Genomic DNA, 22526 nt, shown 5'->3' on the forward strand with positions numbered 1-22526 from the left:
CCCACCCTCAGGAAGGCACCAGCCATGACCGACACCGCAACCACCGCGGTCGAGACGTCGTCGGCGCCCGGTGTCGGCCGGATCGCCCGTGTCACGGGCCCCGTCGTCGACATCGAGTTCCCGCACGACGCCATCCCCGAGATGTACAACCTCCTGTACACGACCATCACCATCGGTGACTCGTCGCAGGAGATCGGCCTCGAGGTCGCGCAGCACCTCGGCGACGACCTCGTCCGCGCCATCTCCCTGAAGCCGACCGACGGTCTGGTCCGTGGCCAGGAGGTCCGTGACTCGGGCGCTCCGATCTCGGTGCCCGTCGGCGACGTCACCAAGGGCAAGGTCTTCGACGTGCTGGGCAACGTGCTCAACACCGACGAGAAGCTCGAGATCACCGAGCGCTGGCCGATCCACCGGAAGGCCCCGGCCTTCGACCAGCTCGAGTCGAAGACCTCGATGTTCGAGACCGGCATCAAGTCGATCGACCTCCTCACCCCGTACGTGCAGGGTGGCAAGATCGGCCTCTTCGGTGGTGCGGGCGTCGGCAAGACGGTCCTCATCCAGGAGATGATCCAGCGCGTCGCACAGGACCACGGTGGTGTGTCGGTGTTCGCCGGTGTCGGCGAGCGCACCCGTGAGGGCAACGACCTCATCGGCGAGATGGAAGAGGCGGGCGTCTTCGACAAGACCGCCCTCGTGTTCGGCCAGATGGACGAGCCGCCGGGAACGCGTCTCCGCGTGGCCCTGTCGGCGCTGACGATGGCGGAGTACTTCCGCGACGTCCAGAAGCAGGACGTGCTCCTCTTCATCGACAACATCTTCCGCTTCACGCAGGCCGGCTCCGAGGTCTCCACGCTGCTCGGTCGCATGCCGTCCGCGGTGGGCTACCAGCCGAACCTCGCTGACGAGATGGGTGTGCTCCAGGAGCGCATCACCTCGACGCGCGGTCACTCGATCACCTCGCTGCAGGCGATCTACGTCCCGGCCGACGACTACACCGACCCGGCGCCGGCGACGACGTTCGCGCACCTCGACGCCACGACGGAGCTCTCGCGCGAGATCGCGTCGCAGGGTCTCTACCCGGCGATCGACCCGCTGACGTCGACCTCGCGGATCATGGACCCCCGTTACCTGGGTGCCGATCACTACGAGACGGCCACGCGCGTCAAGCAGATCCTCCAGAAGAACAAGGAGCTGCAGGAGATCATCGCCATCCTCGGTGTCGACGAGCTCTCCGAAGAGGACAAGATCACGGTCGAGCGCGCTCGTCGTATCCAGCAGTTCCTCTCGCAGAACACCTACATGGCGAAGAAGTTCACGGGTGTCGAGGGCTCCACGGTGCCGCTCAAGGACACCATCGAGTCCTTCCGCGCCATCGCCGACGGCGAGTTCGACCACGTTGCCGTGCAGGCCTTCTTCAACGTCGGTGGCATCAATGACGTCGAAGAGAAGTGGGCGCAGATCCAGAAGGAGAACCGCTGACATGGCGGCACTCACCGTGAGTGTCGTCTCGGCCGACCGCGAGGTCTGGTCGGGCGACGCCACCATGGTCGTCGCACGCACGACGGAGGGCCAGATCGGTATCCTCGCGGGACACGAGCCGCTGCTCGCGACCCTCGCGCAGGGTCAGGTCCGCATCACCCGGGCCGACGGCTCGACGGTGGCGGCGGACGCCGAGGACGGCTTCCTGTCGGTCGAGCACGACACGGTCACGATCGTGGCGCGGCAGGCCGCGCTGGCGTCCTGACCGGACTGACCGTCCTCCTCCCGCCTTCGGAGACGAAGCGGGAGGGCGGGGACACGGACTGCACGCTCGATCTGCGTGCGCTGTCGTTCCCGGAACTGTCCGACGAGCGGGCCGCGGTGATCACCGCGGCCCGCTCCGTCAGTTCCGAGGAGTCCTCTGCCCGGACGGCGTTGAAGCTCGGGCCGAAGTCGATCGAGGAGCGGTTCCGCAACCTCGCGCTCGAGACCTCGGGCACGATGCCGGCGATCGACCGGTACACGGGCGTGCTGTACGACCCGCTCGGCTCGCTCACCGCGGACGAGACGTCCCGCGCGTGGTGGTTCGACCACGTCGTCATCCAGTCCGCGATGTTCGGTCCGATCGGCGGCGGCGACCCCGTGCCCGCCTACCGGCTCTCGCACGATTCGCGGCTCGGGTCGATCCGGCTCGCGTCCCACTGGCCGGGCCCGTCGTCCAGGCTGCTCGCGGCGCACACCGCGGGCGGCCTCGTCCTCGACCTGCGCTCCGAGGGGTACCGGCAGCTCGGCCCCGTGTCCGGCGCTGTCGCGCCGCGCGTCGTGAGCGTCGACGGTTCCGGACGCCGCAGAGCGCTCAACCACTGGAACAAGACCGCGAAGGGTCGCCTCGTGGGGCTGCTCGCGCGGACGGGTGCCGACGTGTCCTCCCTGCCCGAGCTCGTCGCCTGGGCAGCGGCGCACGGGGTGGTGTTCGAGGAGCACGACGGCTCGTGGGACCTCGTCGCCGAGAGTCTCGAACCCGCCACGGTCTGACCTGCGCCCCGTCTCGGTCCTCCACAGGACGGGCGGGGCCCGCGCGTTCCACAGATGGCCGTTCCGTTCCGGCCTGGAGGCGCGGTGTGCGTTTCGATGTCGTGCATGATCCCCGTCACGACACGCAGTCATCCCTCCGCCGCAGTGCGCTACCCCCGCGAGATCGCCGCCGCCGTCACCCTCCCGGCGGCCTGCGCCGCCCTCGTCGCGCCCGGCCGCGGGCGGCTCCCGCGCGCGGCGTCGATCGCGGTCCTCACCGCGTGCGGCGCTCTCGCGCCGCGCTTCGCGCTGGTCGCGTTCCTCACCGCGGCCGACCACCGGGATCCACGGACGGTCACCGCGTTCGATCCCTTCCGCGACCCGACGCCGCCGGCGCTCTGCGGGTTCGGCCCGGAGCCGGATCGTGGTCGGCTCCGGACCGCGGGGGACCGCTGCGCCGATGCATGGCGGTCGTGGCGCGCCGAGGACCTCTCCGCCGACACGGCTGCCGGTGCTGCGGGTGCCCTCGCGCTGGCGTCGTGGTGTTCGTGGGCGCTCGGGTCGGCAGCACGCGCACAGACCCGGGCGCAGTACGCGCTGGACACCCGCGCGGACGATCCGCTGGCCGCCCTCGTGCTCCGGTCCGTCCGCGCGGGCAGTGGCCCGGCGTGGGAGCGGCGATGACGACCGGGGGACAGGATCGTCTACGGTGGTCTCGACCACGCTTGGAGGGCTCGAGTGCGCGACGACGACATCGACGACACCGTCATCCGTCGACCCGGTGCTCCGCCGTCCGGCGACCCGGCGGAGGACGCCCTCGGGGACACCGTGATCCGGCCTGTCCCGCAGGTGCCCGGCGAAGACGGTGCATCGGCGGTCGACGACACCGTGATCCGCCGGGAAGCCGCGCCGCGCCCGGCGGACGACCCGATCGACGACACGGTCGTCCGTGCGCGGAGGGGACCGGTCGAGCCGAGCGGGCCGCCCGCCGGAGCCGCGCCGCGCCTCCCGTCGGTCCCGCCGGCGCCGACGACCAGGGTGCCCTCGATCCGTGTCGGGGACCGCGTGCTGCGTCTCGACCGTCCCGTCATCGTGGGACGGCGCCCCTCACTGCCGCGGATCCTGCGTGGTCCGACTCCGGAACTCGTGACCGTGCCGTCGCGCAGCGGGCAGGTGTCCTCGTCGCACGTCCTGGTCCACGCCGAGGGCGAGGTCGCGGTGATCGACGACCTCCGTTCCACCAACGGGACGGTCGTGCGGCCGGCGGGTGCGGCACCGTTCCGCATGCCGGCCGGTGCGTCGAACGTCGTGCTGACGGGTACGGTTGTCGAGATCGGTGACGGCAACGTGATCGAGGTCCTCTCGCCGCACCTGCGGGTCGCACCGCCGTCGGGGGGCCTCCCACCCCTTCCCACGCGGCCGTCCGATCCAGCAACCGGCACGCCCCGAACCCCCAGAGAGCGATCCTGAAACGTGACCGAACTCGGCCGAGCAGCGACTGCGCACGCCATCGACGTCCCCGGTGCCGACGGCGCCTCCCTGACGCTCTCGTGGGGAGCCGCGACCGACGTCGGTCGGCGGCGTGACCACAACGAGGACAGCTACATCGTCGGGGCGCCGTTCTTCGTCGTCGCGGACGGCATGGGCGGACACCTCGCGGGGGACCGGGCGAGCGACGCCGTGGTTCGTCGGCTCGAGCAGGTGACCGAGAGCCCCTTCACCACGCGACAGGCCATCCAGCGGGCGCTCCTGCTCGCCACGGCCGACATCGAGCGTGCGGCGGGTGGCAACGCGATCGGAGCCGGGACGACGGTCACCGGGGTCGCGCTCGTCGCGTCACTCGGCCAGCCCGCAGCCCTCGTGTTCAACGTCGGCGACTCCCGGACCTACCGGATCGAGGGCGGCGTGCTCCGCCGCGTCACGGTCGACCACTCGGTCGTCCAGGAGATGGTCGACGCCGGCCTGCTCCGTTCCGAGGACGCCGAGCGGCACCCGGACAGCAACGTGATCACACGGGCCGTCGGCTTCGGGGAACCGCCGGAGCCGGACTGGTGGACGCTGCCGCTCCGTGCGGGGGACCGGTACATCGTCTGCTCCGACGGCCTGACGAAGGAACTCGGCGATGCGGGCATCGCCCGGATCGCCGCTCGGGTGCCCTCCGCGCAGGACCTCGCCGAGCGCCTCGTCGGCGATGCGGTGGTCGCCGGCGGGCGGGACAACGTGACGGTGGTCGTGCTCCAGGTGGACGACGCACCGGACGACGGGGACGTGGAGGACACGCTCCCGCGCCACTGACTGCCCCCCGAACTGGGGGACCATGGTCCTTCCGCACGCAGCGGTGTGCGGAATGTCGGTCGCACACGGTTCGTAGAATGACATGGCCGTGACGAGAGAGCTGGCCGCTCGGCCGGGGAGGAGAGGACGATGGCGCGACGCCTGCCGTCCACCCCGCCCGTGATCGCGGGCTTCAGTCCCGTGCACGTCCTCGGTTCCGGCGGCTTCGCCGACGTCTTCCTCTACGAGCAGGACATGCCGCGGCGTCAGGTCGCCGTCAAGGTGCTCCTCGACGAGGTCGTCGACGACCGCGTCCGTCAGATGTTCCAGGCCGAGGCGAACCTCATGGCGCGCCTCAGCACGCACCCCTCGATCCTCACGGTCTTCCAGGCGAGCGTCGCATCGGACGGCCGACCGTACCTCGTCATGGAGCTCTGCTCGTCATCGCTGAGCGAGCGCTACCGCCGTGAGCCGATCCCGGTGTCCGAGGTCCTCGCGATCGGCATCCGCATCGGCTCGGCGCTCGAGACGGCACACCGCGAAGGCGTGCTCCACCGCGACATCAAGCCCTCGAACATCCTGCTCACGGCGTACGGCAACCCGGTCCTGTCCGACTTCGGCATCGCGGCGACCATCGGCGAGGCCGACCCGGACGAGCCGATCGGCATGTCGATCCCGTGGTCCGCACCCGAGGTCCTCATCGACGAGTCGCGCGGCACCATCCAGTCCGAGGTGTACTCGCTCGCCGCGACCGTGTTCTCGCTCCTCGCCGGTCGCAGCCCGTTCGAGGTGCGCGGCGGCAAGAACGGCGCCGCCGACCTGATGGGGCGTATCGACAAGGGCGGTGTGAAGCCGACCGGTCGCACCGACGTCCCGCCGTCGCTCGAGCGCCTGCTCGCGGCGGCGATGTCGCGCAAGGTCGCGGGGCGCCCCTCGACGGTGATGGAACTCGTCCGGGGCTTCCAACAGGTCGAGGCCGAGCTCGGCATCCCGCAGACACCGGCCGACGTCGCGGTCGAGGCGTGGGCGGTCGCGACCCCGACCCCCGACGGCGACCGCACCATGATCCGCGAGCTCCAGCCACCGACCCGCGTCGGCGCGCGGCGACGCACGCGCAAGGCGGTGCAGGGCGGTTCGACGGCGGCAGCGTCGCAGAGCGGCGGCACCGTCCATCGCACCGGATCGGTCACCCGCGCCCGACGTCGCACGCGATCGACGCTGGTCTGGGCGACATCGCTGGCGGTCGTGGTCGTCGCAGCACTCGCGATCGCCACCGTCATCGTCGTCGGACGTCTGGGCACCGGTGCGATCCCGGTGGTGACCGACGTCCACGCCCGGTCCTCCACGGGCTCCGTGACCTTCACCTGGGCCGACCCGGGGCTGCGCACCGGCGACACCTACGTCATCTCGTCGAACGGCGCCTCGAGCCAGCAGACCGGCACGAGCTTCGTCGTGTCCGGGAAGAAGGGCGACGAGGAGTGCATCGCCGTGGCGGTCAACCGTGACGGGAAGACCGGCGCCGCGAGTGCCCAGAAGTGCGCCACGATCGGGAGCGCCGGGTGATCCGGGCGTTCCTCGCCAAGCACCGGTCCGCGGCCGTGACGGTCGGTGCGTCGATCGTCGTCGGGGCCGTCGTCGCCACCACTGCCGTCGCCTCGACGGGGTACCACACGCAGCGCGTCGACCTCGGGGACGGCACCGTCTGGGTCCCGTCGGCCGAGTACGGCGCGGTCGGTCGGGCCAACACCGGCGTCCTCCAGCTCAACACCGCCGTGGAGACCGCGAGCGACAGTCTCTCCGTCCTGCAGCGCGGGTCGACGGTCTACAGCGTGGACGAGACGAAGGGCACCGTCGCCAAGGTCGACGTCGCCGACGCCACCGTCGCCGACCCTGTCACGCTGCCCGCGGGCTCGCCGCAGGTGTTCTTCGCCGGCGCCACGGCCGTGATCGGCAACGGCGACACCGGGGAGCTCTGGGCGACGCCCGCGAAGGACCTCGGCGAGTTCGACGCCTCGACGAAGGCCGACCTCACGCTCGGAGCAGACGCCGTGTTCGACGCCTCGGACCACCACGTCGCGGTGTACTCGCCGAAGACCGGCACCGCCGCGCTCGTCGACGTCGGAAGCACGCTGTCGGTCGCGAAGCGATGGACGGTGAAGATGGACCGCGCCGACGACTTCCAGGTCGCGTCCTTCGGCGACCACCTCGCGGTGCTCGACCGGACGTCGGGGACGATCTCGGTCGACGGCGACACGGTCGACCTCGGTGCCCGTGTCGGCACCGCGCCCTCGCTGCAGCGATCCACCGACGATGCATCCGAAGCGGTCGTGGCCGGGACGGCGGGGCTCGTGCGCGTGTCGGCGTCCGGCAGCGTCGACACCACCGCCCTCCAGGTGTCCGGACGCGCCGCTCGACCGACCGTCGTCGGCTCGTGCACCTACGCGGCGTGGGCCGGCGGCCAGGCGCTCGACACGTGCAAGGGGAACGGTCTGCAGCGCCTCGCGAGCACCGGCGGGACCGGCGACCTGCAGATCCTGCACAACGGGGAGACGGTGGTCGCGAACGACCCGCAGAGCGGCCGGTCCTGGGCGATCGACCGCAGCGGCCAGCTCATCGACAACTGGGCCGACCTCATCAAGAAGGACGAGGACCAGCAGCAGGAGCAGGTGTCCGACGACGACCCCGAGATCGACAAGGACCAGAAGCCGCCGGTGGCGGTCGATGACGATCTGGGCGCCCGTCCGGGACGCACCACGAGCCTCCCGGTCCTGCTCAACGACTACGACCCGAACGGCGACCCGATCGTCGTGAGCGAGGTCGGCAGCATCGGCGACGCGGTCGGCGACGTCGCGATCGTCGGCGACGGCCAGCGTCTGCAGATCACGCTCTCCGCCCGCGCGACCGGCACCGTCTCGTTCCCGTACACGATCACCGACGGGAACGGCGGCTCGGACGCAGCGACGGTCACGGTGACCGTCCGACCCGATTCGGAGAACGACCCACCGCGCCAGGTCCGCAAGACGTCGGCCGACGCCGTGCAGAACGGGCACGTCGTCACGAACGTGCTCGGCGACTGGGTCGACCCCGACGGCGACCCCGTGTACCTCGAGTCGGCGACCGCGTCGGACGCCGACCGCGTCTCCACGACGCCGGACGGTCTCCTCGACTACCGCAACGCGAGCGGCCGCACCGGCGACCGTGCCGTCCAGCTGGTGGTGAGCGACGGGCGGGCCGACGGCCGCGGATCCGTGACGGTGCACGTGGCCAAGCAGGGCAGCGTGCCGCTGTACGCCGACCCGTTCCCGGTCCGCGGCTACGCCGGCAAGACGTTCACCGTCGACCCGCTCGACCACGTCCGAGGCGGGAACGGCACGGTCACGCTGACGAGCGTGTCGTCGGCCAGCGGACTGACCGTCACGCCCAGCTACGACTCCGGCACCTTCCGGGTGCAGGGCGCGAGCGCCGGCGACCACCAGCTCGAGTACACGGTCACCGACGGCACGAAGACCTCCAGCGGCATCGTCCGCATCACCATCCTGGCCCCACCGGACGCGTCGACCGCGCCCATCACCACGCCGAAGACGGTGTTCGTCAACACGCTGTCGACGAAGGACACCGACGTCACCGCGACTGACATCGACCCCGCGGGCGGCGTCCTGCTCGTGACGGCGCTCGACGGACCCGAGCGCGGGTCCGGCGTCCAGGCGAGCATCCTCGACCAGCACACCGTGCGTGTCACGCTCACGGCACCGCTCGACGGGCCGGTGTCCTTCGGGTACACCGAGACCAACGGTCTCGCATCCGCGACGGGCACGATCACGGTGGTCGAGATCCCGAAGCCCGACCGGATCCAGCCGCCCGTCGCCCAGCCGGACGCCGCGACCGTGCGGGTCGGCGACGTCGCGAACATCGACGTGCTCGCCAACGACACCCAGCCCGAGGGCGAACCGCTGACCCTGCAGCCGGACCTCGTGCAGAACGTCCCCGGCGACGGCGGACTGCTGTTCGTGTCCGGTGACCACCTGCGGTACCTGGCGCCGACCACCCCCGGCAACTACACCGCCGTCTACCGCGTCGCCGGTCCGGACGGGCAGTACGCCGACGCGACCGTGTCGATCTCGGTGCGCGAGCAGGACGCGGCCACGAACAACCCCCCGGTCCCGCAGACCGTCACCGCGCGTGTGGTCGCAGGGCAGTCGGTCCGGGTGTCGATCCCGCTCAACGGCATCGACCCCGACGGCGACTCGGTGCAGCTCGTGGGGGTGGCGTCGAACCCGGACAAGGGATCCGTCGCCGACGTCGCCTCGGACGCGCTGACGTACGAGGCCGGCGACTACTCGGCCGGGACCGACGAGTTCACGTACACGGTCGTCGACGCGCTCGGCGCCCGAGCGACGGGGACCGTGCGCGTCGGCATCGCGCCCCGCGCGGAACAGGCGTCGAACCCGGTCGCCGAAGCCGACCACGTCACGATCCGTCCCGGCGGCTCGGTCACCGTCCGCGTCCTGCAGAACGACTCCGACCCCGAGGGCGGGCAGCTGACCGTCACGAAGGCCGAGCCGACCGCGAAGGACGTGTCGGCGAAGGTCCTCCGGAAGCAGCAGATCCGCGTGACACCGCCGAAGTCGGCGAAGAGCGGCGACTACGCGGTCCTGTACACGGTCGCGAACGAGAACGGCGGCGCCAGCACGGCGTTCCTCACCGTCACGGTCGACCCGGACGCACAGCCCCTGCGGCCCGAGGTCGACGACACGACGCTCGACCTGCAGGACATCCTGCACCGGCAGAGCGTCACGGTCGACGTCCTCGACAACGTGTTCTTCGCCGAGGGCACGACCGCCGACCTGAAGGTGGGCGTCGTCGACGGGTACGGGGACACCGCTCGCACGACCGACGACCAGCGGATCGTCGTCCGCCTGACCGACGACTCGCAGGTCATCCCGTTCTCGGTCGCCCGCGTCGACCACCCGGACATCGTCGCCTACGGCTTCATCCACGTCCCGGGGTTCGACGACGCGCTGCCGCAGATCAACCGGACCGCGGGGGCGATCACCGTCAAGAGCGAGGCGACCGTCCGGATCCCGCTGTCGAAGTACGTGATCACCGCGAACGGGCAGACCGCGAAGATCACCGACGACGGCACGGTCAAGGCGACGCACGCGAACGGGCAGGACCTGGTGGTCGACTCGTCCACGCTGCAGTTCACCTCGTCGAAGCTGTACTACGGCAACGCCTCCATCTCGTTCGAGGTCACCGACGGCTCGAACGCGAACGGAGGGAAGGGGCGAGTCGCCACGCTCGTCCTGCCGATCAAGGTGACGCCGCGGTCGAACCAACCGCCGGCCTTCACCGGGTCCGCGGTCGACATGCAGCCGGGGGAGTCGCGCTCGATCGACCTCACGAAGCTCACCGACTACCCGTACCCGAAGGACCTCCCCGAACTGCGGTACTCGGTCGTCAGCAAGCCGAGCGACGGCACCACCGCGACGATCTCGGGCCGGACGCTGACGATCAAGGTCGCGGACACCGCGAAGAAGAACACCACCGCGGCGATCGGCATCGGCGTCGCCGACGACGCGAACGCCGGACGCTCCGGTGTCGTCAACGTGGACGTCGTCGCATCGACCCGGCCGCTCGTGCAGCCCGGCGCGGACAAGTCCGTCACGAAGCGTGGCCAGACCACCACGATCGACGTGCTCGCCAACGACCAGCCGACGAACCCGTTCCCGGAGCAGCGGCTGCGGGTCGTGAACATCCGCGGCCTGTCCGGTGGGCTGCCGGGGGGCGTGACGGTCACCCCGAGCGCGGACAAGTCGCGCCTGCAGGTCAGCGTCTCCGACAACGCCAAGCCGGCCGACACCCACCTCCAGTACCAGGTGGCCGACGCGACCGACGACCCCGACCGGTACGTCTGGGGCGACGTGACGATCTCGGTGCAGGACGTCCCGGACGCACCCGGCGCTCCGACGCGCACGGGCTCGTACGAGGGCGGCCAGGCGACGCTCACCTGGTCGACCCCGCAGGCGAACAACTCGCCGATCACCGGGTACCGGCTGCAGGGCACCAACGGGGTGTCGAAGGACTGCGGCACGGCGACCGTCTGCACGATCACCGGTCTCGATCCGAAGGGGTCGTACCAGTTCTCCGTCGTCGCGACCAACGCCGTCGGGGACTCCGACGCCTCGCCGAAGTCGGCGTCGATCAGCGCGGACTTCGTGCCCGCACCGCCGACCGGCATCACCGTCACGCCGAGCACGAGCACGCCGAACCAGCTCGACGTGGACTGGAACGCGGTCGCCGCCCCGAACAACGGCACCGCGGTGAACAACTACGTCGTGACGATCGAGGGCCCCGGGCTGTCCTCGACCCGGAGCACGGGCACGGCGACCAGCACGTCCTTCACCGGGGCCCAGAGTGGGGCGCAGTACAAGGTGACGGTCTCCGCCCGCAACGGCGCGGACCGCAACGGCACGGTCGTGCAGTGGAACTCGGCGTCCGCCACCGGCACGGCGGTCGGGACGCCCGGGAAGGTGCAGAACCTCACGGCAACCGTCGGTGACCGCTCGAACCACGGAAGATCGACCGTCACGCTCACCTGGGCGGGTGCTGAACCAGCCGGCGGATCCGGGCCGTCCTACTCGGCGTACCGAGTCAGCGGCCAGATCGACTGCAAGTCGCCGTCGGGTACGTACCTCGGTTCCCAATCCGGCGTGACCGACTCGGTCGGGTACGGCAAGCCGCTGTACGCGGTGGTGTCCAGCAACGGCACGTTCTGCAACGTCGAGTACGCGTCGACGCAGACGTACGAGACGCCATCCGGCACCGTCGACGCTCGGAGCGACCTCGAGAGCACCGACGGCGACCATTGGCAGGTTCGTGTCAGCGACCCCACCGGCGCCTCCGGTGACGGTCTCCACTACGAGATCGACTCCGGGAACGGATTCGAGATACTGAACGGGTCGTGGCAGGGCGTGCCGGGCGACGGGTACAACAGCCAGACCGACATCGTCGTGCGCGCGTGCGGTGGACCGGATGTCGGGACGTACTGCCAGGACTCCGGTCAGTGGAAGCACATCACTGCCGCAGCCATCTCGACGGAGGTGTCACTGAACGGAGCCACCCCGACCGCGCTGAACCTCACGGCTCCGCCCGGGGCCCTGGCCGTGACCTACGACGTCGAGTGGTACGCGTCGGGCTCGGTCGTCGGCGATTCAGGCGTCGGTCGTGTCGGATCGCAGACCGACTGGAAGCCGGGCGTAGCGCTCAACACTCCGACGGGCGGCTACTGGGTGCGGATCCGAGCGAAGGTCGATGCACCGAACGCCGACGCCGGCTCGCAGACCGGGACGTGGACGGACCCCGTCCAGCTCGACCCTGCTCCGTCCCCGACGGATTCGACACCTCAGTCCGGTACCTGAGATCCGGCTCGCCCAGCCTCTACGCTGCCCGTAACGCCATCCCCGAGAACGAGGAACGACACCGCATGAGCATGACCCCGGAGCAGGCCACCTGGTTCGCCGACGTCGCAGGCCGCATCGTGACCAACGTCGAGCAGGTGCTCCTCGGGAAGACGTTCGTGATCCGCCTCGCGGTCACGGCGATGCTCAGCGAGGGCCACCTGCTGCTCGAGGACGTCCCGGGCACCGGCAAGACGAGCCTCGCGCGCGCGATGGCGCAGAGCGTGCAGGGGTCGACGAACCGCATCCAGTTCACGCCGGACCTGCTGCCCGGCGACATCACCGGCATCAGCGTGTACGACCAAAAGACGCAGGAGTTCGACTTCCACCGCGGGCCGATCTTCTCGAACATCGTGCTCGCCGACGAGATCAACCGTGCGAGCCCGAAGACCCAGTCGGCGCTGCTCGAGGCGATGGAGGAGTCGGCGGTCACGGTCGACGGCGTGAACCACCGCCTGGCCGCCCCGTTCATGGTCATCGCGACGCAGAACCCCGTCGAGCAGGCGGGGACCTACCGGCTGCCCGAGGCCCAGCTCGACCGCTTCCTGATGAAGGCGTCGATCGGGTACCCGGACCACGCGGCGACGGTCAAGATCCTCGAGACGTCCGCGGCTCCGTCGAGTTCGGTGCCGCTCGCGAGCGTGGTGCCGGCCGCGACGATCACCGAGATGGCGACGCTCGCGCGCTCGGTGCACGTCGATCCGGTCATCGCCGACTACGTCGCTCGGCTCGTCGACGCGACGCGCTCGGCGAGCGAGGTTCGCCTCGGTGTCAGCGTCCGCGGAGCGATGGGCCTGATGCGTGCGTCGCGGGTCTTCGCCGCCCTGAGCGGACGCCACTACGTCACACCGGACGACGTCAAGGCCCTCGCGGTGCCGATCCTCGCGCACCGGCTGGTCCTCGACGCCGAGGCCGAGTTCGACGGCGTCAGCGCCACGAGCGTGATCGCGCAGCTGCTGGTCGAGACCCCGCCGCCGGCGGACCGGGCCGCGTCGTGACCGACCGCCGGCCCGTCTCGACGCGATCGCGCCGCCCGTCCTCGACGCGGTCGCGTCGCGGGACGACGGCGTACGAGCGCACCGGGACGGTCGCCGGCCTCACGAACGTCCGCACTCGTCTCGTCGGCGATCGGGACGGTGTGGCGGCGGACGCGGTCGTCGGTCTCGCGCGGGCCTGGGCGACGGCCTGGAGGCTCGTCAAACGCGGGTGGGCAGAGGTCTCGTCCGTGGTCACCGGCCTGGGATGGACGGTGGCGGTCCTCACGTTGGTCGCGTTCGTCCTCGGGTACCGCTTCGGTCTGCGTGAGGTCGTCGTGGTCGGTTTCGCGGGAGCGCTCCTGGTGGTCGTCGCCGCGATCGCCCTCATCGGACGCTCGCGGCTCGTGATCCGGATGCGACTGCCACAGCACCGGGTGGCGGTCGGGGACGCAGCGGGCGTGGTGGTGACGGCGGAGAACCCGGTGCGCCTCCCGTCGGTCCCGACGACGGTGGAGGTCCCGGTCGGTGCCGGTCTGGTCGACGTGGCCATCCCGTCGATCGGCCCGCGCGGGACGTTCGAACGGGAGGTGCCGGTTCCGACGGTGCGCCGCGGCGTGCTCGACGTCGGGCCGGTGACCGGAGTCCGGGCGGACCCCGTCGGTCTGGTGCGTCGGGAGATCGTGTGGACGGCGCGGGAGCAGGTCATCGTGCACCCGCGGACCATCGCGATCCCGTCGACGAGCACCGGTCTCGTGCGGGACCTCGAGGGGCAGGCCACGACCGACCTGTCGCCCTCGGACATCGCGTTCCACGCCATCCGGGAGTACATGCCAGGTGATGACCCGCGCACCATCCACTGGAAGTCGACCGCGAAGTCCGGCGCGCTGATGGTCCGGCAGTTCGAGGACACCCGCAGGTCGCACCTGGTGGTCGCGCTGGGGATCTCGCGTGCGGAGTTCGCCGACGACGAGGAGTTCGAGCTCGCGGTCAGCGCGGCTGCGTCGCTCGGCGCCCGAGCGATCCGGGATGGTCGGGAGGTCACCGTCGTGGTGTCCGAGCGGACGCCGGAGTTCGCCAAGCGTGCGGTGTACGCCGTGCACCCGCTGCCCACCGTCACCCCCACGCGACTGCTCGACGACTTCGCCTCCGTCGGCCTGGCGGACGCCTGCCTGCCGATCGCCGAGGTCGCGCGCATCGTCGGCACCGACACCGCCGGGATCTCGGTGGCGTTCCTCGTCGTGGGGTCGACCGTCGAGTTGCCCGCGCTGCGCCTGGCGGCGACGCGGTTCCCCGTCGGGGTCGAGGTGGTGGCCGTCATCTGCGAGCCGGAGGCACAGCCCCGGTTCCTCCGTGTCGCAGGGCTGACGGTGATGACGATCGGCTACCTCGACGACCTGCGTCACGCCCTGCACCGATCGGCGGCGGCATGAGCGTGGCAGCGAGCCCGGACACCCGGGCCCGGAAGACGGTCCGGCGTGACGCCCGTCGGCTCTCGCCGTTCCGGCTCGCCGGCGGCACGCTCGCGGTCTGGCTGCTCCTGGCCGTCGCGAGCGTGGCGTGGTGGCCGGTCTACCGGGACGACTCGATGCTCGTCGCGGCGGTGACCGCGGTGGTGTTCGGCACACTGGTGGCGCTCGTCGGCACGGTGCTCCGTCTGCCCACGGCGGTCGTAGCGATCGCCACGGTCGCGGCGTTCGTCCTCACCGGGGTGCCCGCCGCGGTGCCGGGCGAGGCCAACGGGCTGGTGCCGACGGGGCAGGGGCTGATCGATCTCTTCGCGGGCGTCGCCCTCGGCTGGAAACGCCTGGTGACCATCAGCCTGCCGGTGGGCTCGTACGAGTCGCTGCTCGTGCCGTACTTCGTGACGCTCCTCGTCGCCACGGTGACGGCCGTGAGCGTGGCGACCCGTTCCTCCAGACAGGAGCTGGCCAGCATCCCGGCGCTCGTGGTCTTCGCGGCCGGCGTCGTGATGGGGCCGAGCCGGCTGGACACCTCGATCCTGACGGCCGTCGCGCTCACCGGCATCGCGCTGGTGTGGGCGCTGACCGTGCGGCACGCGCGGCGCGCGGTCGCCGTGGCGACGACGATCGGGACCCGCGTAGCGGTGGCGCGGTCGGTCCTCCGTCCGGCGCTCGTCGGCACCGGGACGATCGTCGCCGCGGCCGTGGTCGCCACCGGGCTCGGACTCGTCGCCCCGCCGTCGGTCGGCCGGACGGTCGCGCGGACGGACGTCGTCAAGCCGTTCGACCCGCGTGACTACGTCAGTCCGCTCAGCGGGTTCCGTGCGTACGAGGAGCAGACCGAGTCGGCGGCGACCCAGCTGCGCGTGACGGGCTTGCCGGCGGACGGCTTCGTCCGGATCGCCACGCTCGACACCTACGACGGCGTCGTCTACCGCGTCGGCGGTGCGGACGGTTCGACGTCCTCGGGGACGTTCGAACGGGTGCCGACCTCGGTCGACGTCCGCGGAGTCCACGGGACCACCGTGCGCGTCGGGGTCACCGTCGACGGGTACAGCGGCGTGTGGCTGCCCACGGTCGGCGACCTCGAACAGATCGACTTCACCGGCTCGGACGCCGAGCAGGAGCGCGGCGCGTTCTTCTACAACGGCTCGACCGGCACCGGCGCTGTGGTGGGCGGCGTCGGCGAAGGCACCCGGTACGACCTGACGGCGGTCGTGCCCGACCAACCGACGGACGAGCAGTTGGCGTCGGCGCGTCCGGGCAACGCGTCGGTGCCGACGCCGCGGTCCGTGCCCGATGCGGTGCGGGACTCGGTGGAGACGTACACGGCGGACGCCGAGACGGACGGCGCGAAGCTGGTCGCGATGGTGCAGGCGCTCAAGCGCAACGGCTACGTGAGTCACGGTGTCGGGGACGATCGCGCGAGCCGGTCCGGCCACGGGGCCGACCGGATCCAGGAGCTCCTGACCTCGCCGCTCATGATCGGCGACCAGGAGCAGTACGCCGCGGCCGCAGCGCTGATGGCGGACCAGCTCGGCTTCCCGGCGCGTGTCGTCATGGGGTTCACCGCCGGCGGCGACGCCGGCGGGAGCACGGGATCGGGATCGACCTCCGGCGGAACGACGACGTTCCGCGGCTCCGACGTGACCGCCCGGGTCGAGGTCGACACCGCGCAGTGGGGCTGGGTCATGCTCGACCCGAACCCCGCCGTCCGCGACATCCCCGACGAGCAGCAGCAGACGCCGCAACCGGTGACCCGACCGGAGACCGTCGTGCCGCCGCCACCGGCCGAGCAGCAGGACCAGTCGCAGCAGGCTCCGCCGCAGAGCGACCGGAACACGCCGCCCGTGCAACCGCTCTGGCTGCGGATCCTGCTGGCCGCGTTGCCGTGGGTGCTCGCCACGCTCGGATTCGTCGCGCTGGTGCTGCTGCCGTTCGGCGTCATCGTGCTGCTCAAGCGGGTCAGACGTCGGCGACGGCGCCGTGCCCCGACCCCGCGGGCGCGCATCGTCGGGGCGTGGGACGAGTACCGGGACGCCCTCGTCGATCGTGGGCACGACGTGGCACGTTCGGCCACCCGTCGGGAGGCGGTCGTGGGCGCTCCGGGAGAGGGAGGCACGGGGCTCGCCGCACTCGCTGACCGCTCGGTCTTCGGTCCGAACAATGCCGACGTGACGGCCGCGGACCGGATGTGGTCGGCGGCGGACGACGCCATGACGAGCCTCCGGACCGGTCGAACGCGCAGGGAGCGGATCCGCGCAGCAGTGTCGCTCCGGTCGTTGCGCCTCGGCGACGCCTCGCGGTCGGCACGTGCCTCGGTCGCCTCGGCAGTCGGCTCACGTGGCCGGCGTTCCGCGGGCGACCAGGGTCCGGCTCGGCCGCGTGACTACGATGGCCTGCAGGCCGGCGAGCGTCGTGGACGGCCGAGTGAGGACAGGCGGAACCCGTGATCAGATGCGAACACTGCGGATCGATGCTCCCCGACGGGGCGATCTTCTGCGGTGAGTGCGGGCGTGCCGTGACCGCTGCGGCGAGTCGACGCCCCGTCGCGCCCACTCCCGTCGAGCAGGCCCCGCCGCCGCCCCTGCAACAGCCCGACCTCCACGGACGTCGGCAGGACCCGGCTGCCGAGGCATGGCTGCCCGAGGCGACCCTCGACCCCGCGACGCGCGCGTGGCTGACGGGCGCGGACCGCCACGGTGAGCAGCCGCCGGCGCCCGTTCCCGTGGAGCGTCCGCAGGACCACCCTCCGCGGAGTGCGCCGACCCACGTGCACGGAGCCGGGTCCGGCCTCACCGACTGGTCGGCGCAACGGGCTCCGGTCGGCGCGGATGCACCCTCCGCACCGGAGCAACCAGTGCGGCCTGGGCAGCCGGAACAGCCGGCGCGGCCAGGGCAGCCGGAGCAGCCAGGGCATCCCGGTGCGCCTGCGCGTCCGGTGGCCCCGGAGCAGCCGTCCGCGCCACAGCCGGCCGAGCCGCCGCTCGACCCGAACGCGTACCCGTCGACCCCCGGGGACGGCGAGGACCCGGAGGTCACCCGGCTTGCCGAGCGCCCCGCATCCTCCTCAACGCCGGACCCCGTCGCGCACGAGTCCGTCGCGCCCGTGTGGAACCCGCCGGCGGAACAGGCACCCCCGCCGGCACCCGCCGGACCGTCGTGGTGGGTCGGCCGCTCGAACGCATCGAGCACGGCCGCGAACTCGGGCGCGGCCGCGAACTCGGGCGCGGCCGCGAACACGAGCGCGGACACCGACTCGACCGCATCCGACCCGGAGGCCCGCGCGAGCAACGCCGAGGCCGCCGACGCCGCGTCGTCCGGTGCCCCCGCCGTCTCACCGCCCCAGCCCGGCGACACGGCGGTCGTGGAGCCCCTCGTCGACCGCCGTCCGCCGCGCCCGGCGCCCCTCGTGACGCCTGGCTCGCAGGCGACGACCTGCCACGTGTGCGGCCACCGCCTCGAGCCGGACGACATCTTCTGCGCCGAGTGCGGTGCGGTGCGTCCCGCCGTGACCGCGGCCTTCACCGGGCAGATCGTGCCGCTGCCGATGGACCGACCGGACTGGGCAGCCGACGACACAGCGGCCGACGATGCTCCCGCCGACGACGCTCCTGCCGACGGCACTCCTGCCGACGGCGCCCGTGCCCACGAGTCCGAGGGCCCGAATGGCGAGCCGGCCGTGTCCGACGAGCCCGGAACCGCGACGGACGGTGACGACCCAGGCGTCGGAGCCTCGGCCACCGACGAGGGCTCGAACCCGAACCGGAACCCGCTTCCCTCCTGGGTGAACGAGGGCGGCGAGGAAGCGGTCGACGACGACACCCCGCGGGCGCCCCTTCGCGCGCGCGGCGCCCATGCTGCGACCGAGACCGAGACCGAGACCGAGACCGAGCGGGAATCGGGCGGTACGCCGTTCGTGCCGCCGGTCCCGGGTTCCGCCACGCTGCCGTCGTCCGCACCGTCCGCACCGTCCGCACCGTCCGCACCGTCCGCGCAGGACACGGCCGCCATCGGAGTGCCCTTCGCGGCCCCGTTGCCGCCCCTTCCGGGAGCGACCGGTCCCGCCCTGCCCCTCCCGACGGCCGACGGCGGTCCGACGAGTGCCGACAGCGACCTCGACGACGACGTCGACGAGACCCGCATCGTCTCGAAGACCCCGACCCGCGCGCCGTTCGTGCTGCACTTCAGCACCGGGGAGCGGTTCGGCGTGCACGGCACGGGACTCGTCGGCCGACTCCCGAGGCCGCAGCCGGGGGAGCGGTTCGACGACCTGGTGACGGTGCACGACCCGGGCAAGTCCGTGTCGAAGACCCACCTCGAACTCGGCCGCGACGGGGACGACCTGTGGGTGTCCGACCGGTTCTCCGGCAACGGCACGGTCGTGCGGCACATCGACGGGTCGATCCGGCGATGCGAGCCTGGGCGCCGTTACCGTGTCGAGCGGGGTGCGCGCGTGGACATCGGGGAGCAGTTCTTCCTCGTGCAGTGACCGACCGGCACCGTCCTCCACAGGGCGGTGCCCGACCGGCACCGTCCTCCACAGGGCGGTGCCCGGGGCGAACAGTCCACGACTGCAGGCCGGGAGCGTCGACGCCTCGGCGTTCTGTGGTCCGCTGGGTGCATGAGCCCGTTCCTCGCCCGCTGCCTCCTGGTCGTGGCGGCGATCGTGCTCCTGTCGGCCGGGGTCGTCGGACCGGTGGCGGGTGCTTCCCGTGCCGTGCTCATCGGCGCCGCGGCCTGGTGCGCGGTCCTGGACCTGCTGCTCGTACGCGCGACACGGAGAGCCGAGACGGACACCGACGTCGACGTGGTCGTGCTCGGCCCGGGGGCCAGCACCGAACCAGCGTCGGGCCAGGCGTCGCGTTCCCCCTGGGGACAGGGGACGGATGCGGCTCCCGGGCCGCGCGACGACCACGACCCGACCGGTCCGCCGTCCACCGTCGTCCTCGGCACCGGACGGGACGGATCAGCGATCGGCCTCGGCCTCGGCCACGGAGCACCCGCGCACGTCGTCGTCGTCGGAGCAGGTGTCCTGGCGGTGGCCGTGTTCCGCGCCGTCGCCGCGCAGGTCCGTGCCGGGGCAGTGGGGTCCGGAGACGGGATCCGGGTCGGGAGCGCTCCGGACCTCCGCTCGGTGGTGGCGTCCGGCTCCGAGCACTGTCCACCGCTCCCCGACGGGACGGCCGCGCTCGTCGCGGACCCGGGTGACGGGAACGTCCCGACCACGGTCGTGCTCGTGCCCGGACTCGGGCAGATGCCGCGGCGATGGGACGTCGCCGTGGTGGTCACCCGCTACGGGTGCTCCGTCCGCCGACCGAACGAACCGCAGGGCACTCCGGTGTCGCCGGCGCTCCCGCAGCTCGGGGAGCGCGCATGACCTCAGTGCAGGCCGGCACCCGCGCGCAGCGAACCCACCGGGACGCCACCGCCCAGGACCTTCTCGCCCGTCGCCGTCATCACGTCCGCGACGCCCGCGGCGTCGACGATGCCGTTCCGCTCGAGCAGCGTCAGTGCCGCGAGGGTCCCGGCGCGCTGCGCACCGTCGAGGGTCTTCACCGCGACGGCCGCCCCGCCGGGGAGTCCCATCACCATGACGCCCTCGGCGCCGAGCTTGGCGAGCAGGCGGAGCCGTTCGATCGTGACGGTGTTGGCGCGCCCGATGCCGTCGATCGCCCACGGGTGGTCCAGCACGGCGTCGGTGAGCGCCGCGGTGTCGGGCTCTGCCCGTGCGACGACGCCGGCGAAGCCCCGCGCGAGACCGGCGAGGGTGAGCGGGAACACGGGAGCACCGCAGCCGTCGGTGCCGACGACGTCGACCGTCTCGTGCGTGAACTCCTCGACCGTCGCGCGGACCCGCTCCTGGAGCGGATGCGTGATCTCGAGGTACGTGTCCTCGTCCCACCCGTTGACCCGGCAGGCGGCGAGCATGCCGGCGTGCTTGCCGGAGCAGTTCATCGCCAGTCGTCGGGGTTCGGTCATCGTGCGTGCGGTCGCGCGGTCGAAGGGCAGGTCGGGCGGGCAGCCGAGGTCCGACTCGACGTGGTCGAACGACTCGAGCATGTGCAGCGCGATGGCCTGGTGCGCGGCGGTACCGGCGTGGCTGGCAGTGGTGAGGACGAGTTCCTCGTCGGAGAACACCGCTCCGGCCCTGCGGACCGCGAGCGCCTGGAACGGCTTCATGGTCGAGCGGGGGTAGATGCTCGCCTGCACGTCGCCGACCGAGTCGATGACGGTCCCGTCGGCGGCGACCACCACGCCGGCGCCGACGTGCCGGCTCTCGTCGAACCCGTTGCGGTCGAGGACCGCCAGTTCGACCGACCCGTCGGCGGTGAGAGGATGGCGATCAGTGCGGACGTCGGAGCTCACCGTCATGCCGCAATCGTACCGAGCCGGAGGAGCCTCACCGTGACCGACCACTCCTACGAGGTATCCGTCCGCTGGACCGGGAACCACGGCACCGGGACGAGCGGCTACCGCGAGTACGGCCGCGATCACGACGTCCTCGCCCCGGGCAAGGCTGACATCGCGGGCTCGGCCGATCCGACGTTCCGCGGCGACCGCGACCGGTGGAACCCCGAGGAACTCGTCGTCGCCGCGCTCGCGCAGTGCCACATGCTCAGCTACCTCCACGTCGCGGTGACGCAGGGCTTCACCGTGGTCGACTACGAGGACCGCGCGACCGCGAGCCTGAACCTCAACCGGGACGGCTCCGGCGAGCTCACCGAGGCGACGCTGCACCCGGTGGTGACGATCCTCGAGGCGGATCGTGTCGCGGATGCCGAGGCCGCGCACGCGATGGCGAACAGCCTCTGCTTCATCGCCCGGTCGGTGGCGTTTCCTGTGCACCACGTCCCGCGCACCAAGGTCCGTACGGCACACTAGGTCCTCGTGAAGCGTCTGCGTCTCCTCCCGATCGCCCTCGTCCCCGCCGTCGTGCTGGGACTCGCCGCGTGCTCCGGATCCGGGTCGAGCGACTCGTCGGCCACCCCGAGCGCGTCGTCGAGCGCGACCGCGGCGGCGATCACGTCCTGTCCCGATCCGGGCTCGGCCTCGAAGGCGATCACGGTCACCGGGTCGTTCGGCGGCACGACGGCACCGACGGTGAAGTTCTCCGGCGGCATCACGGTGAAGAAGCCGCAGGCCAGCACGGTCGTGCAGGGCAAGGGCACGGCGCTGAAGGACGGCGACTACGCGCAGGTCTCGTACAGCGTGTACCAGGCGTCGAACGCGAAGAAGCTCGGCACGGTCGGTTTCGACCAGGGCAACCCGCAGGTCCTCTCGGTCGGCGGCTCCGGCTTCGGAGCACTGCTGGCCTGCGCGAACGTGGGCGACCGCATCGCAGCGGTCGGCCAGTCGTCGGCGCTCGGCTTCAACACCGGCGGCGAGATCGTCGTCGTCGCGGACGTCGTCGCGCAGACCCCGACGAAGTCGACCGGCACGCCGCAGACGCAGGACCCGAAGCTCCCGACGGTCAAGGACAAGGCCGACGGCGAGCCGGAGATCACGATCCCGAAGGGTGTCGCGGCTCCGAAGAAGACCACGCCCGAGGTCATCAAGCAGGGCAACGGCGCGACGATCGCCGACGGCGACACCGCTCTCGTGCAGTACAAGGGCGTCGTCTACGACACCGGCAAGGAGTTCGACTCCTCGTGGTCGAAGGGCGCGCCGACGACCTTCACGGTCTCCGAGGGCTCGCTCATCAAGGGGTTCGTGACGGGGCTCGTCGGCCAGAAGATCGGCTCGCAGGTCCTCATCGTCGTCACGCCGGAGGACGGCTACGGCGCGAACCCGCAGGAGGGCTCGGGCATCCCGAAGAACGCCACGCTCGTCTTCGTGGTCGACATCCTCGCGAAGGGCTGACC

16 protein-coding genes and 1 pseudogene are annotated in these 22526 nt (G+C 71.8%); 16 read left to right on the forward strand and 1 reads right to left on the reverse strand.

The window, feature by feature from the left end:
• Positions 1 to 24 precede the first annotated feature (24 nt).
• The 14 genes and pseudogenes from atpD (at position 25) to HP507_RS10080 (ending at position 20041) form a co-directional block, all read left to right on the forward strand.
• The gene (gene atpD, locus HP507_RS10020; protein WP_175351646.1) at positions 25 to 1479 is read left to right on the forward strand and encodes a F0F1 ATP synthase subunit beta; all 1455 of its coding nucleotides are present in this window, start codon (positions 25 to 27) and stop codon (positions 1477 to 1479) included.
• A 1-nt stretch (position 1480) separates the two neighbouring features.
• Positions 1481 to 1744, forward strand: coding sequence for a F0F1 ATP synthase subunit epsilon (locus tag HP507_RS10025; protein ID WP_022905458.1), 264 nt, complete (start codon positions 1481 to 1483; stop codon positions 1742 to 1744).
• A 5-nt stretch (positions 1745 to 1749) separates the two neighbouring features.
• Positions 1750 to 2514 (forward strand): YaaA family protein, encoded by a 765-nt coding sequence (locus HP507_RS10030; RefSeq protein ID WP_175351695.1) that lies wholly within the window; start codon positions 1750 to 1752, stop codon positions 2512 to 2514.
• Between the two features lie 105 nt (positions 2515 to 2619).
• Positions 2620 to 3177 carry a hypothetical protein gene (locus HP507_RS10035; RefSeq protein ID WP_175351647.1) on the forward strand — a complete coding sequence of 186 codons (558 nt, stop codon included), beginning with the start codon at positions 2620 to 2622 and terminating at the stop codon, positions 3175 to 3177.
• Positions 3178 to 3231: 54 nt separating this feature from the next.
• On the forward strand, positions 3232 to 3963 hold the full coding sequence (locus HP507_RS10040; protein ID WP_175351648.1) for an FHA domain-containing protein: 732 nt from the start codon (positions 3232 to 3234) through the stop codon (positions 3961 to 3963).
• Positions 3964 to 3966: 3 nt separating this feature from the next.
• Entirely contained in the window at positions 3967 to 4788 is an 822-nt protein-coding gene (locus HP507_RS10045; RefSeq protein ID WP_271207000.1) for a PP2C family protein-serine/threonine phosphatase, read from the forward strand.
• A gap of 129 nt (positions 4789 to 4917) precedes the next feature.
• Positions 4918 to 6330 carry a serine/threonine-protein kinase gene (locus HP507_RS10050; RefSeq protein WP_175351649.1) on the forward strand — a complete coding sequence of 471 codons (1413 nt, stop codon included), beginning with the start codon at positions 4918 to 4920 and terminating at the stop codon, positions 6328 to 6330.
• The gene (locus tag HP507_RS10055; protein ID WP_175351650.1) at positions 6327 to 12185 is read left to right on the forward strand and encodes an Ig-like domain-containing protein; all 5859 of its coding nucleotides are present in this window, start codon (positions 6327 to 6329) and stop codon (positions 12183 to 12185) included. Before HP507_RS10050 ends, HP507_RS10055 begins: the two co-directional genes overlap by 4 nt.
• 65 nt (positions 12186 to 12250) lie before the next feature.
• Positions 12251 to 13222 (forward strand): AAA family ATPase, encoded by a 972-nt coding sequence (locus tag HP507_RS10060; RefSeq protein WP_175351651.1) that lies wholly within the window; start codon positions 12251 to 12253, stop codon positions 13220 to 13222.
• Positions 13219 to 14631, forward strand: coding sequence for a DUF58 domain-containing protein (locus tag HP507_RS18190; protein ID WP_175351652.1), 1413 nt, complete (start codon positions 13219 to 13221; stop codon positions 14629 to 14631). The genes HP507_RS10060 and HP507_RS18190 overlap by 4 nt, the downstream gene beginning before the upstream one ends.
• A complete protein-coding gene (locus tag HP507_RS10070) occupies positions 14628 to 17114 on the forward strand; it encodes a transglutaminaseTgpA domain-containing protein (protein WP_175351653.1) in 2487 nt (828 codons plus the stop codon). Before HP507_RS18190 ends, HP507_RS10070 begins: the two co-directional genes overlap by 4 nt.
• A pseudogene (locus HP507_RS18555) lies at positions 17111 to 17179 on the forward strand (zinc-ribbon domain-containing protein); the annotation flags it as partial. The gene HP507_RS10070 and the pseudogene HP507_RS18555, both read left to right, overlap by 4 nt.
• Positions 17180 to 17602: 423 nt before the next feature.
• The gene (locus HP507_RS18405; protein ID WP_271207001.1) at positions 17603 to 19153 is read left to right on the forward strand and encodes an FHA domain-containing protein; all 1551 of its coding nucleotides are present in this window, start codon (positions 17603 to 17605) and stop codon (positions 19151 to 19153) included.
• A gap of 132 nt (positions 19154 to 19285) precedes the next feature.
• Positions 19286 to 20041 (forward strand): hypothetical protein, encoded by a 756-nt coding sequence (locus HP507_RS10080; protein WP_175351655.1) that lies wholly within the window; start codon positions 19286 to 19288, stop codon positions 20039 to 20041.
• Between the two features lie 2 nt (positions 20042 to 20043).
• Here the strand turns inward: HP507_RS10080 and HP507_RS10085 are convergent, their stop codons facing one another.
• Positions 20044 to 21036, reverse strand: a complete 993-nt coding sequence (locus HP507_RS10085; RefSeq protein WP_175351656.1) for an asparaginase — start codon at positions 21034 to 21036, stop codon at positions 20044 to 20046.
• A gap of 33 nt (positions 21037 to 21069) precedes the next feature.
• Here HP507_RS10085 and HP507_RS10090 point away from each other — a divergent pair, with 33 nt between their 5' ends.
• A complete protein-coding gene (locus HP507_RS10090; protein WP_271207003.1) occupies positions 21070 to 21546 on the forward strand; it encodes an OsmC family protein in 477 nt (158 codons plus the stop codon).
• A 6-nt stretch (positions 21547 to 21552) separates the two neighbouring features.
• On the forward strand, positions 21553 to 22524 hold the full coding sequence (locus HP507_RS10095; protein WP_175351658.1) for an FKBP-type peptidyl-prolyl cis-trans isomerase: 972 nt from the start codon (positions 21553 to 21555) through the stop codon (positions 22522 to 22524).
• Positions 22525 to 22526: the final 2 nt, after the last annotated feature.

The organism is Curtobacterium pusillum, from assembly GCF_013359865.1.
Lineage (GTDB): Bacteria > Actinomycetota > Actinomycetes > Actinomycetales > Microbacteriaceae > Curtobacterium > Curtobacterium pusillum.